10 protein-coding genes are annotated in these 14,602 nt (G+C 48.8%); all 10 read left to right on the forward strand.

Annotated features, from left to right (window positions below):
• Positions 1–92: 92 nt before the first annotated feature.
• The 10 genes from B5F07_RS04895 to B5F07_RS04940 all read left to right on the forward strand — a co-directional run bounded on the left by B5F07_RS04895 (position 93) and on the right by B5F07_RS04940 (position 14,597).
• Positions 93–3,173 carry a hypothetical protein gene (locus tag B5F07_RS04895; protein ID WP_087160156.1) on the forward strand — a complete coding sequence of 1,027 codons (3,081 nt, stop codon included), beginning with the start codon at positions 93–95 and terminating at the stop codon, positions 3,171–3,173.
• 78 nt (positions 3,174–3,251) lie between these two features.
• Positions 3,252–4,097: a hypothetical protein gene (locus B5F07_RS04900; protein WP_087160157.1), complete on the forward strand. Its 846-nt coding sequence runs from the start codon at positions 3,252–3,254 to the stop codon at positions 4,095–4,097.
• A gap of 35 nt (positions 4,098–4,132) precedes the next feature.
• Positions 4,133–5,641 carry a carboxylesterase/lipase family protein gene (locus B5F07_RS04905; RefSeq protein WP_087160158.1) on the forward strand — a complete coding sequence of 503 codons (1,509 nt, stop codon included), beginning with the start codon at positions 4,133–4,135 and terminating at the stop codon, positions 5,639–5,641.
• A 127-nt stretch (positions 5,642–5,768) separates the two neighbouring features.
• Entirely contained in the window at positions 5,769–7,337 is a 1,569-nt protein-coding gene (gene pap, locus B5F07_RS04910; RefSeq protein ID WP_087160159.1) for a polyphosphate:AMP phosphotransferase, read from the forward strand.
• Between the two features lie 2 nt (positions 7,338–7,339).
• Positions 7,340–8,341 carry a deoxyguanosinetriphosphate triphosphohydrolase gene (locus B5F07_RS04915; protein WP_087160207.1) on the forward strand — a complete coding sequence of 334 codons (1,002 nt, stop codon included), beginning with the start codon at positions 7,340–7,342 and terminating at the stop codon, positions 8,339–8,341.
• Positions 8,342–8,414: 73 nt separating this feature from the next.
• Positions 8,415–10,193 carry a DNA primase gene (gene dnaG / locus B5F07_RS04920; RefSeq protein WP_087160160.1) on the forward strand — a complete coding sequence of 593 codons (1,779 nt, stop codon included), beginning with the start codon at positions 8,415–8,417 and terminating at the stop codon, positions 10,191–10,193.
• Positions 10,194–10,250: 57 nt separating this feature from the next.
• Positions 10,251–11,378 (forward strand): RNA polymerase sigma factor RpoD, encoded by a 1,128-nt coding sequence (gene rpoD, locus B5F07_RS04925; protein WP_087160161.1) that lies wholly within the window; start codon positions 10,251–10,253, stop codon positions 11,376–11,378.
• A gap of 26 nt (positions 11,379–11,404) precedes the next feature.
• The gene (locus B5F07_RS04930) at positions 11,405–12,118 is read left to right on the forward strand and encodes a tRNA (adenine(22)-N(1))-methyltransferase (protein ID WP_087160162.1); all 714 of its coding nucleotides are present in this window, start codon (positions 11,405–11,407) and stop codon (positions 12,116–12,118) included.
• The gene (locus B5F07_RS04935) at positions 12,108–12,890 is read left to right on the forward strand and encodes a Nif3-like dinuclear metal center hexameric protein (protein WP_087160163.1); all 783 of its coding nucleotides are present in this window, start codon (positions 12,108–12,110) and stop codon (positions 12,888–12,890) included. The genes B5F07_RS04930 and B5F07_RS04935 overlap by 11 nt, the downstream gene beginning before the upstream one ends.
• A gap of 36 nt (positions 12,891–12,926) precedes the next feature.
• Positions 12,927–14,597, forward strand: a complete 1,671-nt coding sequence (locus B5F07_RS04940; RefSeq protein ID WP_087160164.1) for a nucleoside kinase — start codon at positions 12,927–12,929, stop codon at positions 14,595–14,597.
• The last annotated feature ends 5 nt before the right edge of the window (positions 14,598–14,602 follow it).

Below are 14,602 nucleotides of genomic sequence, written 5' to 3' on the forward strand. Positions count from 1 at the left end.
TTGTGAGTAATCTGAAGCGCTGCTGTGCAGACAGCGGCGCTTTTTTAAAATCCTGATCAAAGGGAAATGTGGACAGACAAGGAGTTGGTGATATGTTTGATGAAAAAAGACGTTTTATAATTAAAAATTACCAGAAGCAGAAAGAATTTTCCAGTTTTCTTCCGGGTATTGCAGGTATAAAGGGAATTCCTGTATGGAGCTTCTACGTGAACCGTGGACAGGGAATCTGCAGCTTTGGGATAAGCGACAAGCAGAATCCGATTATGGAATTCTATCCTGCACATACTTCTTATGAACTTGTAAGAAAAAAAGGATTCCGCACATTTGTGAAAGCAGACGGAAGATATTTCGAACCGTTTTCATCCTATGAAGATGAAAGCTATATGTATGTGGGAAACAATGAGCTTGAAATTTCGGTTAAGAATGAAGAAACAGGCATCAGGACAGAAGTTCTCTATTATGTTCTCCCCGAAGAAAAAAACGGAGCCCTCGTTCGGCAGCTGACGATTACGAATCAGTCAGGATCTTCCATGGATCTGGAGGTTGTGGACGGAATCCCCGAACTGATCCCATATGGCGTGACATTAAATGATATGAAAAATGTAACTCAGACAATACAGGCGTGGATGCAGGTGGAAAATGTCGAAGAAAATCTCCCTTTTTATCGTCTTAGGGCAAGCTCTGGAGATACAACTGCAGTTAAGCAGATCGAAGAAGGAAATTTTTATGCAGCGTTTGATGAGAATGGAAACCGTCTGCCTGTTATTGTTGACCCTGGGGTTTTGTTCGCATATGATACGGCGTTGGAGAATGCGGTCAATTTTCAAAAACATGCGTTATCAGAATTGATCTCTGGAAACCAGACCGTGCTGAATCAGATTCCATGCGGATTTTCCTGCCTGAGCAGAAAGATCGCTCCGGGCGGAGCACTGAAAATTAATACACTGATAGGCCATACAATGGATTATGAGGGGTTGAAATTGTTTGCGGAGAAAGGGCTGGATCAGACATTTTTCGACAGTAAATATGCCAGGACAGAAAAAATCGCGGATGAGATCACTGCCCATATTAATACAGTAACTGCAGATAAATGTTTTGACGAATACTGCAGGCAGACCTATCTGGATAATCTGCTCCGCGGAGGATATCCGGTTCAAATTACAAAAGATAAGATTTTATATATTTACTCAAGAAAACATGGCGATTTGGAACGTGATTATAACTCTTTCTCTATGTCAGCAGAATATTGTTCCCAGGGAAATGGAAATTACCGGGATGTGAACCAGAACAGGCGAAGCGATCTTATTTTTTCACCATTTGTCGGAGACTATAATATAAAAATATTCTATAATCTGATACAGTTGGACGGATATAACCCTCTTGTTCTGCTCCCTGAGACATTTATAACAGAAGATACATCTTTCCTGCAAGGAATTGTGTCCGAAAAAAGAGAAAAGGAACTTGCTTTGATTCTGGAAGAAAAATTTTTCCCTGGCAGGCTGCTGATGGCGTTGCACGAGGGTGAAGAAGAACTGTTCGGAAAGATCCTGTCTCATTCACAAAAAGTTCAGAATGCTGATTTCAGCGAAGGGTATTGGACAGATCATTGGACTTATAACTTAGACCTAGTGGAAGAATATCTTGAGATTTATCCGGAGAAAAGAGAGTATCTGCTCTATGATGATACAGATTATCTGTACTATAGCTCCTGTGCGTCTGTTCTCCCCAGAGAAGAGAGGTATGTACAAACAGAAAATGGAGTGCGGGAATTCATCTTTCTCCGCGAAAAATCAGATGAAAACACTGAAAAATGGGTTCACACTGATTACGGAAAAGGAGAAGTTTACCGTTCTTCTCTTATGACAAAACTGATCCTGCTTTGTATAGTGAAGTTTGCTGCACTGGATATGAAGGGAAAAGGCATTGAGATGGAAGCGGGCAGACCGGGATGGTATGACGCACTGAATGGACTTCCAAGCATGTTTGGTTCTTCCATGTGTGAGACATATGAATTGAAGAGAATGTTACTTTTCGTAGTAGAGAACCTCAAGAGATATAACCGTCCTGTCCTTCTGCCGGAGGAACTGGTGCGACTTCTGGAGGAAGAGAAAGAAGCTTTGAACTCATTTGAAAGTAAAACAGCGGATAAACTGGATGTGTGGAACAGGATCAATATTGCCAAAGAGGCATATCGAACTGCCACAGAAAAAGGTATTGATGGAAAGCAGAGAAAAATTGAGGCAGAAGAGCTCGCAGATATTCTTTCCCATTTTTCTTTTTATCTGGATGATGGAATTTCACAGGCTGTCAGGGAGAACAAGGGCATTCCTCCGGCATACTGTTCGTATCATATGGATGGATTTGAAGAAAAGAACGGTGCGATAACATTCCATAACCTGACGGAATGGCACATGCCGGATTTCCTTGAAGGTCCAGTCCGTTTTCTGAAGCTTCCGGTAAGTCAGGAAGTAAAGAAATCTGTTTTTGAAAAGGTCAGGAATTCAGATTTATATGACAAAGAACTTAAAATGTATAAAATAAACACATCTCTGGAAGATCAGCCTCAGGATATCGGAAGAGCAAGAGCTTTTGGCAGGGGATGGCTGGAAAACGAGTCCATATGGCTTCACATGGAGTATAAGTATCTTCTTGAACTGCTGAAATCCGGGATGTATAAAGAGTTTTTTGATGCATTGCACACGGCATGCGTTCCGTTTATGGATTATCGGACTTATGGCAGAAGCCTGACAGAAAATTCTTCTTTTATCGCCAGCAGTGTCAATGAAAACAAATCTCTTCACGGCAGAGGCTTTGTGGCACGGCTTTCCGGTTCTACAGCAGAATTTCTTGATATATGGCGCAGGATGTTTTTTGGCAATCATTTTGTGAAGGAACAGGAAGGCAGCGTGAAATGTATGTTTTCGCCGGCCCTTCCAGAGTACCTGATTCCAGAGGATGGTGTTGTAAAAGCAAGACTTTTTGGCAGTGTGGATGTTGTTTATCACATTTATGGAAAAGGAGATCTTATCCCGGGTGAGTATGCGGTTTCAAATATCCTGGTAAAATTCAGAGAAGATCCCGAGCCCAGGCATTTGAAGGAACTGGATAGTTCGGTGTATTATAGTATAAGAGCCGGGAAGATATCTGAGATCCGGATGGATGTTTTAAGATAAGAGGGAAAAAAGTTTGTGATGGTGAGAGTTTTTATGAAAAGTTATAAAATAAAAAATTGATTAAAGGAAGGGAATATAATGACGGGAAACAGTGTGAAACGTCGTGAATTAGTAAACATCATGACAAAATATACGGAGGCTCTGATTGAAAAGAATCCGTCTGCACTTCCGTTGGCAGATAACTGCCGGGCAACATATAATGGGATGGAAATCCATCCCGGAGAAAATGAAGTCTGGAAAAATACATTGGTTATAAGAGAAAGACAGACTTTTGTAGATCCTGTCAGTGGAGAAGCTGTATTTTTTGGAATGATGACAAATGAAACAATAGACAGAAATCAGGATTTTAAAATAGATTTTCCGGTTTACGTAATTTATTACCAGTATACGGTACGGATCAAAGTGGAAAACCATGAGATCACAGAAATAGAAGAGCTTGCATGTGACAGGAGAATCCGTAATTTTTATAATGAGATTCATGATATTAAACTTCCTGATCTTGAATTCGAAATACCTGTTCCAGAAGAAGAACGCTCAACCCGCATGGAACTGATTGAGATCGTAGAAACATACTGGGATGCTTGTGAACAGGAAGAAGCGCGGAAAAAGCTTCCGGTTCACCCGGATGCCCAACGAATTGAAAATGGGTATCGTACGACGAATCATTCATATTCATTTTTGGGGGATTTTAAACATAATCCGGGGTTCCGTTGGAAAACACCAAAAAACACCAGAAGCTATCCAGTTGCAGATCCGGTTCGCGGACTTGTTGTCAGTGAGTGTCTGCTTCAGGATAATAAAGAAGCTCCTGATGGATGCAGGGGAATGATGATTGTAGAAGCTTTTAAAATTAAAGATGGGGCGATCTGCCATGTAATGGCGCATTTCCCGCGAATTGCAGGGACAACGGGCTGGGAAAAATAAGTTCTGTACAAGTCAGAACAGAAAGGACTATAAAAATGAATCATATCGTTGAAACCAAATATGGAAAAGTGGAAGGCTTTGAAGAAAACAGTCTCGTGAAATATCTGGGAATCCCGTTTGCAGAGCAGCCTGTAGGCGCCCTTGTATGGAAACGGTGCCGGGAGTGTAAGCCCTGGGACGGCGTCCTTGAGGCAAAGGCATACGGACCGGTGGCGCTGCAGGATGACAAGGGGATCTTTCAGGGGTCCAACGAGTGTCTGACCATTAATGTTGTCTGCCCGGAAAATATTGAAGAGAAAAAGGCTGCGGGAGAAAAGCTTCCCGTTTTTGTCTGGATCCACGGAGGCGGATACATGTGCGGAAGCGCAAGCGACACGCTGTACCACGGCGATACCTTTGCGCAGGACGGCGTGATCTACGTCAACTTCCAGTACCGTCTGGGAGTGTTCGGATTCTATGATTTTTCAACCTACGAGGGATGTGAGGAGATCGAGTCCAACCGGGGACTTTCTGATATGATCATGGCCCTGAAATGGATCCACGAGAACATCGCGGCTTTCGGCGGCGATCCCGAAAATGTGACCATTGCCGGAGAATCTGCGGGAGGAGCGGCTGTAGTTACGCTGATGGCGGTTCCGGCTGTGCAGGGATACTTTCAGAAGGTTATCGCCCAGAGCGCTCTGTGCAACTGTGTGATGACCCCGCAGATGCAGCGGAAAAATGTGGATCTCTTCCTGGAAGGAATGGGATGGGACGACAGGAATCTGGCGGAGAAACTTAAAAACGGAGATGCCGAGGAGATGATCAAAGCCACCCGCTATCAGGAGAGGGTGCACCAGTACCACTATCCGGGGATCTTTGAGCCGGGCCCGGTAATCGATGATCTGCTTCCCCGCCGTCCTCTTGACGCCATCAAAGACGGCTGCGCGAAAGGCGTGAAACTGATCATCGGCGACAACCTCCACGAGGGAACCATGTTCGTTCACGAGGAGAATACCGGATTCCCGAACAGCTGGGAAATGGTACATGATATGTTTGGACAGAACGGTCATCTCGATGGCTATGACGCCATTAAAGCGTACTATGACGATCCCGCGAAAGAAGAAAAATACGGGTCGCCGTTCGTACATTTCGCCACAGACTACGTGTGGGAGATGCCTTCCGTCAAGGCTGCCATGTATCAGGGACAGTATGCGGATACATGGATGTACCGGTTCGAATACCTCACAGAGTTCGCGAAAAAGACGGGAATGCTTGTGACCCATGCCTTTGATCTTCCCTGCGTGTTCGGCGTAAAAGAACATGAGTTCAGCAAGGTGTTCTTTGAGGGAGAGTCCGAGGAGGCGGCGAATAAGATTATCTCCGACATGCACGGAGCATGGGTGCGCTTTATTAAGACCGGAGATCCCGATCCGGAAAACTGGCCGAAGTATGAAGGAGCGGTCTCGCCGGTGAGAATCTTTGACCACGAGACAAGGACGGAAGTGCTTGACCGGTCAGAGCTTATGAACGTCTGGGATGACATGCGTTTTTATGAAGACTAAAATATTTAGAAAAAAGGAAGAATCCAAACGCGATTTTTCCTTTTTTTATTATGATTGTATGATATAATTACAATAATTTAAGGAAACACGTCAATAATATCTGAATAAAGAACCGGAGGAAAAAGAGATGTTAGAAAAAGTTGATCTGACAAAATCGTTGTCTAAGGAAGAATACAGAGCAAAGATGCCGCTGCTCGAGGCGAGGCTCGGACTGCTGCAGAGGCAGTGCAAGGAACTGAAAATCCCGGTGATGATTGTATTTGAAGGATTTGGTGCATCGGGAAAAGGCGTGCAGATCGGGCGTCTCATCCAGAGTATGGACCCGAGAGGATTCCAGGTATATCCGATCAAGAACGAGACAGAGGAAGAGAGAATGCATCCGTTCCTCTGGCGTTTCTGGACGAAGACCCCGGAGCGGGGCAGGATCTCCATCTTTGACGGGAGCTGGTACCGGAAAGTCCTGATTGACCGCTTCGAGAAGCGGACAAAGGAAAAAGATATCGGGCGGGTGTTCCATTCCATTAATTCTTTTGAGGAGCAGCTCGCCGTGGACGGGAATGTGATTATCAAGCTTTTCCTTGATATAGACAAAAAAGAACAGAAGAAACGTTTTGAAAAACTGAAAAAGAACAAGGAGACGGCATGGCGCGTAACCCAGGGAGACCTGGAACGAAATGCGAAGTTTGACGAGTATTCCGCCATGATGGAAGACATGCTCTTTAAGACAGACACAGATTATGCCCCCTGGACGATTATCGAGTCCACGGACCGCAGGTTTGCCACGGTGAAGATCTATACTACCGTGATCAAGGCGCTGGCGGATGCCATCGAGGAAGTGCAGGCTGCGGCAGAACAGAAAAAGGCGGAGAAAGAGGTGGAAGAAAGGGACAATGCCGTCCTTTCCGGCACTGAGAAAATAGCGGAGATTGCGCAGGAAGCTGACCATGATATGAAAGAACTGCAGGTTTCCATCCTCTCAAAAGCAGATCTGTCGCTGAAATATACCAGGGAAGAGTACAAGGAGAAGCTGGATAAGCTTCAGAAGAAAATCGAGAAACTCCACGGCGAACTGTACCGGAGAAGAATCCCGGTTGTGCTCGGATTCGAGGGCTGGGACGCCGGAGGAAAAGGCGGCGCCATCAAGCGGCTGACCGAGAAGATGGATGCCCGCGGATATGTGGTGAACCCGACCGCGTCTCCCAATGATATTGAGAAAGCCCACCATTATCTGTGGCGTTTCTGGCGGGCTATGCCGAAAGACGGACATGTGGCCATCTTTGACCGGACCTGGTACGGACGTGTTATGGTAGAGCGGATCGAGGGCTTCTGCACAAAGGAAGAATGGCAGAGAGCCTACAAGGAGATCAACGATATGGAGAAAGATCTCTATGATTCGGGAGCGATTGTGATCAAATTCTGGATGCATATCGACAAGGATGAACAGGAGAGGCGTTTCCGGGAGAGAGAGCAGAATCCCGAGAAGCAGTGGAAGATCACCGATGAGGACTGGCGTAACCGGGCAAAGTGGGATCAGTACGAAGATGCGGTAAATGAGATGCTCCTGCGCACATCCACGGATTATGCTCCATGGGTGGTTGTGGAGGGCAACGACAAGTATTATGCCCGGGTAAAGGTACTCAGAACCGTAGTCGATGCCATTGAGAAAAGACTGAAAGAAAAGGAGAAACAGCCATGAGCCTGACCATCCGAGAACAGATCGAAGAGCGGGAAGTGGAATATTTAAGCCCGTATGCAACGCTGAGCAGGAATACCCGCGGCAGAGAGCGGGAGGAACCCCAGTGTGACATCCGTCCTGTTTTCCAGAGAGACAGGGACCGGATTCTGCACTGCAAGGCATTCCGCAGGCTCAAGCAGAAGACGCAGGTCTTTCTTCTGCCCAAGGGCGATCATTACCGGACAAGGCTGACACATACCCTTGAGGTGTCCCAGATCGCCCGGACCATCGCCAAGGCGCTGAGGCTGAACGAGGATCTGGTGGAGGCGGTTGCCCTGGGACATGACCTGGGGCATACCCCTTTCGGACATGCAGGGGAGAAGGCCCTCAATCATGTCTATCATTTCTCCCACCACCGGCAAAGCCTGCGGGTGGTGGAGTGCATTGAAAAAGGGGGACGGGGACTGAATCTGACCTGGGAAGTGAGGGACGGCATCTTAAATCATCAGACTGCCGGACATCCTCACACTCTGGAGGGGCAGGTGGTCCGTCTCTCGGACAAGATTGCCTATATCCATCATGATATGGATGATGCTATCCGGGGAGGAATTCTGACGGAGGAGGATATTCCGGCAGAGTTCCGGAGCGTCCTGGGCGAGACCTGCCGGGCAAGGCTGAACTGTCTGGTCCACGATGTGATTACGAACAGCATGGATCGCCCCGAGATCTGCATGTCGCCGGCTGTGGGCGAGGCGATGACCGATCTAAGAAAGTTTATGTTTCAGAATGTCTATCTCAATCCAAAGGCAAAAGGAGAAGAAGATAAGGCTGTACATATGATTGAACAGCTCTATACATACTATGTAAAACATCTGGAACTGCTGCCGCAGCAGTTTCTGGACGCCCTGTCAAATCCGGACAACAGCAGGGAACAGATTGTCTGCGATTATATTGCCGGAATGACAGACTCCTATGCCGTCAAGAAGTTTGAAGAATTTTTTGTCCCCGAATCGTGGAAAATTTAAAGGAAATCAAAATCTTTTGTCGAATATATAGTATAGGGTATTCTTTACTTTACTCTTTCCAGAGGAGGCTGACATGTATTATTCGGATGAACTGATCGAAGAGATAAGGACAAGAAATGATATTGTGGACGTGATTTCCGGCTATGTACGGCTGCAGAAGAAAGGAAGCAATTATTTCGGGCTGTGTCCGTTTCACAATGAAAAATCACCCTCGTTTTCCGTGAGCCGGCAGAAGCAGATGTATTACTGTTTCGGCTGCGGCGCAGGAGGAAATGTCTTCACATTTCTGATGCAGTACGAGAACTTTTCATTTATGGAGGCAGTGAAGTTTCTGGCAGACAGGGCGGGAATTGCCCTCCCGGAGGAAGAATACTCGAGAGAAGCAAAGGAACGGGCTGATCTGAGGTCATCGATCCTGGAAGTGAACAAACTGGCTGCAAAATATTTTTACGTACAGCTGAAATCCGAGCGGGGAAAGACCGCATATGAATATCTGAAGAACCGGGGACTCTCGGATGAGACGATCACCGCATTCGGTCTGGGATATTCGAATAAATTCAGCGACGACCTGTATAAATATCTGCGGCAGAAGGGATACAGCGAGGATCTGATCCGCCAGGCAGGGCTGATTAATACGGATGAGCGTCAGGGCGTCTATGATAAGTTCTGGAACCGGGTTATGTTCCCTATCATGGATGTAAACAGCCGGGTCATCGGATTTGGCGGCCGGGTGATGGGCGATGCGAAACCCAAGTATCTGAACTCACCGGAGACGGCGGTGTTTGACAAGAGCCGCAATCTGTACGGGCTGAACCGGGCAAGGACCTCAAGAAAACCGTATTTCCTCCTGTGCGAGGGATATATGGATGTGATCTCCCTGCACCAGGCGGGATTCACAAACGCGGTGGCGTCTCTTGGAACTGCGCTGACAGCGGGACATGCCTCCCTGATCAAGCGTTATGTGAAGGAAGTCTATCTTACGTATGACAGCGATGATGCGGGAACACGGGCTGCGCTGCGTGCGGTGCCGATTCTGAGGGAAGCGGGGATCCAGGCTAAGGTAATCCGCATGGCCCCCTATAAGGATCCGGATGAGTTTATCAAGAATCTGGGAGCCGAAGAGTATGAAAAGCGGATCGAAGATGCCCGCAACGGTTTTATGTTTACAATCGCCATGCTTGCCAGGGATTATGACATGAATTCCCCGGAAGGAAAGACCGAGTTTTTCAACGAGGCTGCGGCAAGACTCCTTGCGTTTGAGGATGAACTGGAGCGTAACAACTATATCGAGGCGGTTGCCTCCGAGTATAAAGTGACGCCCGAAAGCCTGAAAAAACTGGTCGCAAAGAAGGCGGTAAGTGCCGGGATGGCGCGTCCGGTGGCACGTCCGAAACGCGCGGACGGGACGCAGAAGCAGCAGAAGGAAGACGGTATCCTGGTCTCCCAGAAAGCGCTCCTGACGTGGATGATCGACGATGCTTCTCTATATGATAAAATCAGCAGATACATAACCCCCGATGATTTCACAGGGGAGATCTACCGGAAAGTTGCCGGGCTGCTCTACGAACAGAGACAGAAAGGGGAACTGAATCCGGCGCAGATTCTGAATCATTTTACGGAAGAGGAAGAACACCGACAGGCGGCTTCTCTGTTTCACACGAGAATCCGGGAGCTCAAGACGAAGGAAGAAAGGGAACAGGCGCTCAAGGAGACGATTCTGCGGGTGAAGAGCCACAGCATCGACGTGAAGACCATGAACCTCTCCCCGGACGACCTTGCCGGCCTGCAGCACCTGATGGAGGAGAAGAGAAAGCTGGAAGACCTGAAGAAACTGCATATTTCTATTGATTGAGGATAAAATAAAACATGATAGCCTGCGTTTGTGCGCCGGCGAAGGAAGGATGGACACATGGAAGAGAACACACAGAAATTTCTGGAGAGACTGAAACAGTTGGTTGCCCTGGGAAAGAAGAAAAAGAGCATACTGGACGTTCAGGAGATCAATGACTTTTTTACGGACATGGAACTCAATGCCGATCAGATGGAGAAAGTCTTTGATTATCTTGAGTCGAATAATATCGATGTCCTGCGCATCAGCGGAGATACCGATGATGTGGATATGGATATGGACATGAATCTGGATGATATTCTGGCGGACGAGGAAGAGGTGGATATGGAAAATATCGACCTGTCAGTTCCGGAGGGCGTCAGCATCGAGGATCCGGTCCGTATGTACCTTAAAGAGATCGGAAAAGTCCCCCTTCTGAGCGCAGAGCGTGAGATTGAGCTCGCAAGAAGGATGGAGGAAGGCGACGAGGATGCGAAGAAGGAACTCGCCGAGGCCAACCTGCGTCTTGTAGTCAGCATTGCCAAGCGGTATGTGGGAAGAGGCATGCTTTTTCTGGATCTGATCCAGGAGGGAAATCTGGGCCTGATCAAGGCTGTGGAAAAGTTTGATTACCATAAAGGTTACAAATTCAGTACCTATGCGACATGGTGGATCCGCCAGGCGATCACGAGAGCCATTGCAGACCAGGCAAGGACGATCCGTATCCCGGTTCATATGGTGGAGACGATCAACAAGCTGATCCGTGTCTCGAGACAGCTGCTTCAGGAGCTGGGAAGAGAGCCGCTCCCGGAGGAGATTGCCAAAGAACTGGACATGCCGGTGGACCGTGTCCGCGAGATCCTGAAGATCTCCCAGGAACCGGTTTCCCTGGAGACTCCCATCGGAGAAGAGGAGGACAGCCACCTGGGAGACTTTATCCAGGACGACAATGTCCCGGTACCTGCGGAGGCTGCCGCGCAGACACTTCTCAAAGAGCAGCTTGACGAGGTGCTTGACACCCTGACGGAGAGGGAACAGAAAGTGCTCCGTCTGCGGTTCGGAATGAACGACGGCAGGGCGCGCACCCTGGAAGAGGTGGGCAAGGAGTTTGATGTTACGAGAGAGCGTATCCGTCAGATTGAAGCGAAGGCGCTGAGAAAGCTGCGTCATCCGAGCAGAAGCCGGAAACTGCGGGACTATCTGGACTGATTACTTCCCGGACAGGAGAACAGGAGATGGAATTATCGATTCGATTACAGGCGGTCGCAGATCTTGTGACCGCCGGATTAAAGTTTGCCGACATCGGGACAGATCACGCCTATATTCCTATCTGTCTTGTGGAGAGCGGTAAGAATCCCGGGGCAGTCGCCATGGATGTGAACAAAGGACCTCTCGAGAGAGCGGGAGAGCATGTCCGCGAACACGGGCTGGAAGAGCAGATCTCCCTGCGGCTTTCGGACGGCTTTGCCGGGCTGGAGCGGGGAGAGGTGCAGAGCGCTGTGCTTGCGGGCATGGGAGGCGGCCTGATGATGCGGATCCTGAAAGAGGGCGCTGATGTGGTAAATACCCTTCAGGAGTGCATTCTTCAGCCCCAGTCGGAGATTGAAAAAGTGAGAGCCTTTCTTTTAGAGGAAGGTTTTTTGTTTATCCGGGAAGATATGGTCCTGGACGATGGAAAATATTATCCCATGATGAAGGTGGCGCCGCCGGGGCAGAAAGATACCTGCAGCCGTGAAAGGTGGTCACCGGTGGAACTGCGCTACGGCAGGCTTCTCCTGAGGGACAGGAATTCTGTTCTGCGTGCGTTCCTGGAGCGGGAGATCCGTCTGAAAAAGGAGATTCTCTCTGCGCTTGCAGGCAGAGAAGGGGAGCAGATCCGCCGTAGAAGGGATGAACTTCAGAAAGAACTTACATATGCAGAGAAAGGGATGGAATACTATGCTTTGTAAAGAGATTATACAGGTGATAGAAGCGACGTATCCGAGAAATGCGGCGCTTGATTTTGACAATGTGGGGCTTCTCGCAGGGCGAAGCGAAAAGGAAGTGAACCGGGTCTATCTCGCACTGGATGCGACGGATGAGATTATCACACGGGCGGTGGAAGCCGGAGCGGATATGCTTGTGACCCACCATCCGCTGATCTTTTCACCTCTGAAAAAAGTGACGGATGAAGATTTCGTAAGCCGCAGGGTTATGCGGCTGATTCAGAATGATATTTCCTATTATGCCATGCACACCAACTATGACGTTCTCGGGATGGCAGAACTGGCGGAAAAGATTCTGGATATCCGGGACACGCAGGTGCTGGATGTGACGGGTGCAGACGGGGAGAGAGAGGAAGGCATCGGCAGGATCGGCAGGCTGGAACGGGAGATGAGCCTGGAGGAATGCTGTGTCTATGTCAAGCATAAACTGAACCTGGGAAGCATCAAGGTGTTCGGCGATATGAACCGGCGCGTCAGAACGCTGGCGGTTTCACCCGGATCCGGGAAGTCTGCCATTAAGCCTGCCATCCAGAAAGGCGCGGATGTTCTTGTGACGGGGGATATCGGACATCATGACGGTATCGATGCAGTGGAACAGGGACTTGCGGTTATCGATGCAGGCCACTACGGAACAGAATATATTTTCATTGATGATATGAAGCGGTTTTTCGCGGAGAAGCTGCCGGGGCTGGAAGTGGAGACGGCGCCGGTGATTCATCCTTTCCAGGTGATCTGAGTAAGCAGAAAGAAAAGGCATTAAAGGAGGAGCACAATGGCAGAGACAACATACACGGTTACGGTAGAAGGCGTGAAAAGAGAATATCCCGAAGGTACGTCCTATCAGGAGATTGCCCGGGATTTTCAGGATCAGTATGAGCATCAGATTGTACTTGTGTTTGCGGACCGGTTCCATCTTCAGGAGCTGAGAAAAACGCTGCAGAAAGACTGTGAGCTGTCTTTCGTGACGACGGGAGACCCCATCGGACATGAGACATATAAGCGGAGCATGTGTTTTCTCCTTGTGAAAGCCGTGCATGATGTGGCGGGACATGACAGGATCGAACGGGTGAGGATTCACTTTTCCCTGGGAAAAGGGTACTACTGTACAGTAGAAGGTGACGTCAGCCTGGACGAAGCCTTTCTGGAAAAGGTCGCGTCACGGATGCATGAACTGTCTGATCAGAGAATTCCCATTGAAAAACGGTCGATTCATACCGATGAGGCAGTGGAACTGTTCCACAGACACGGGATGTATGACAAGGAACGTCTCTTCGAGTACCGGCGGGTGTCAAAGGTGAACATCTACAGTATCAATGAGTTTGAAGACTACTACTACGGATATATGGTGCCGGATGCGGGGTGCCTGAAATATTTTTCCCTCCATCTCTACGAAAGAGGATTCGTCCTGCAGATGCCGGACCGGGAGAATCCGGAAAAGGTGCCGGAATTCAATCCATGGCCGAAACTGTTCCATGTGCTCCGGGAATCCGTGGCGTGGGGGGACAGTCAGGAGATCGATACGGTAGGAGCCCTCAACGACATGGTAACCCACCAGGACATGCGGGAGGTTGTGCTGGTCCAGGAAGCTTACCAGGAAAGAAAAATCGGAGAGATTGCCAGGCAGATCGCAGAGAGGGGAAATGTGAAGTGCGTTCTTATCGCCGGACCTTCCTCCTCCGGAAAGACTACATTTTCACACCGGCTTTCCATCCAGCTGAGGGTCAACGGGATGAAGCCCCATCCCATCGCAGTGGACAATTATTTCGTGGACAGGGAACATACGCCCAGGGATGCGGACGGAAACTATGATTTTGAGTGTCTGGAGGCTATCGATGTCCCGAAGTTCAACGAGGATATGGAGGCTCTTCTGGACGGGAAAGAAGTGTATCTGCCGGTCTTTGATTTTACTACGGGAAAACGGAGCACCATGACCCATCCGAAGAAACTTGGTCCCCAGGATATCCTTGTGATAGAAGGGATTCACTGTCTGAATCCGAAGCTGACAGAGATGCTGGATGACGATAACAAATTCCGGATCTATATCAGCGCCCTGACCCAGCTCAATATTGACGAGCATAACCGGATCCCATCCACAGACGGGCGGCTGATCCGCAGGATTGTGCGGGACGCCAGGACGCGGGGAGCTTCCGCCACAAGAACCATATCCATGTGGCCTTCGGTGAGGCGGGGAGAGGAGAGGAATATCTTCCCCTTCCAGGAGCAGGCGGATGTGATGTTCAATTCCTCCCTGCTCTACGAGCTTGCCGTGCTTAAGCAGTATGTGGAACCTCTTCTGTTCGGAGTAGACAAAGATACGGAAGAGTACCTGGAGGCAAAGAGACTGCTGAAGTTTTTCGATTATTTTGTGGGGATCGGAAGCGAAAATGTGCCGACGAACTCCCTGTTGAGGGAATTCATCGGCGGGGGATGCTTCCGCGTATAGAATAA

It is taken from the genome of Lachnoclostridium sp. An169, from assembly GCF_002160525.1.
Lineage (GTDB): Bacteria > Bacillota > Clostridia > Lachnospirales > Lachnospiraceae > Mediterraneibacter > Mediterraneibacter cottocaccae.

Coding starts and splice junctions, on each gene's coding strand:
- B5F07_RS04895 (WP_087160156.1), top strand. CDS start 93: ATGTTTGATGAAAAAAGACGTTTTATAATTAAAAATTACCAGAAGCAG.
- B5F07_RS04900 (WP_087160157.1), top strand. CDS start 3,252: ATGACGGGAAACAGTGTGAAACGTCGTGAATTAGTAAACATCATGACA.
- B5F07_RS04905 (WP_087160158.1), top strand. CDS start 4,133: ATGAATCATATCGTTGAAACCAAATATGGAAAAGTGGAAGGCTTTGAA.
- pap (WP_087160159.1), top strand. CDS start 5,769: ATGTTAGAAAAAGTTGATCTGACAAAATCGTTGTCTAAGGAAGAATAC.
- dnaG (WP_087160160.1), top strand. CDS start 8,415: ATGTATTATTCGGATGAACTGATCGAAGAGATAAGGACAAGAAATGAT.
- rpoD (WP_087160161.1), top strand. CDS start 10,251: ATGGAAGAGAACACACAGAAATTTCTGGAGAGACTGAAACAGTTGGTT.
- B5F07_RS04930 (WP_087160162.1), top strand. CDS start 11,405: ATGGAATTATCGATTCGATTACAGGCGGTCGCAGATCTTGTGACCGCC.
- B5F07_RS04935 (WP_087160163.1), top strand. CDS start 12,108: ATGCTTTGTAAAGAGATTATACAGGTGATAGAAGCGACGTATCCGAGA.
- B5F07_RS04940 (WP_087160164.1), top strand. CDS start 12,927: ATGGCAGAGACAACATACACGGTTACGGTAGAAGGCGTGAAAAGAGAA.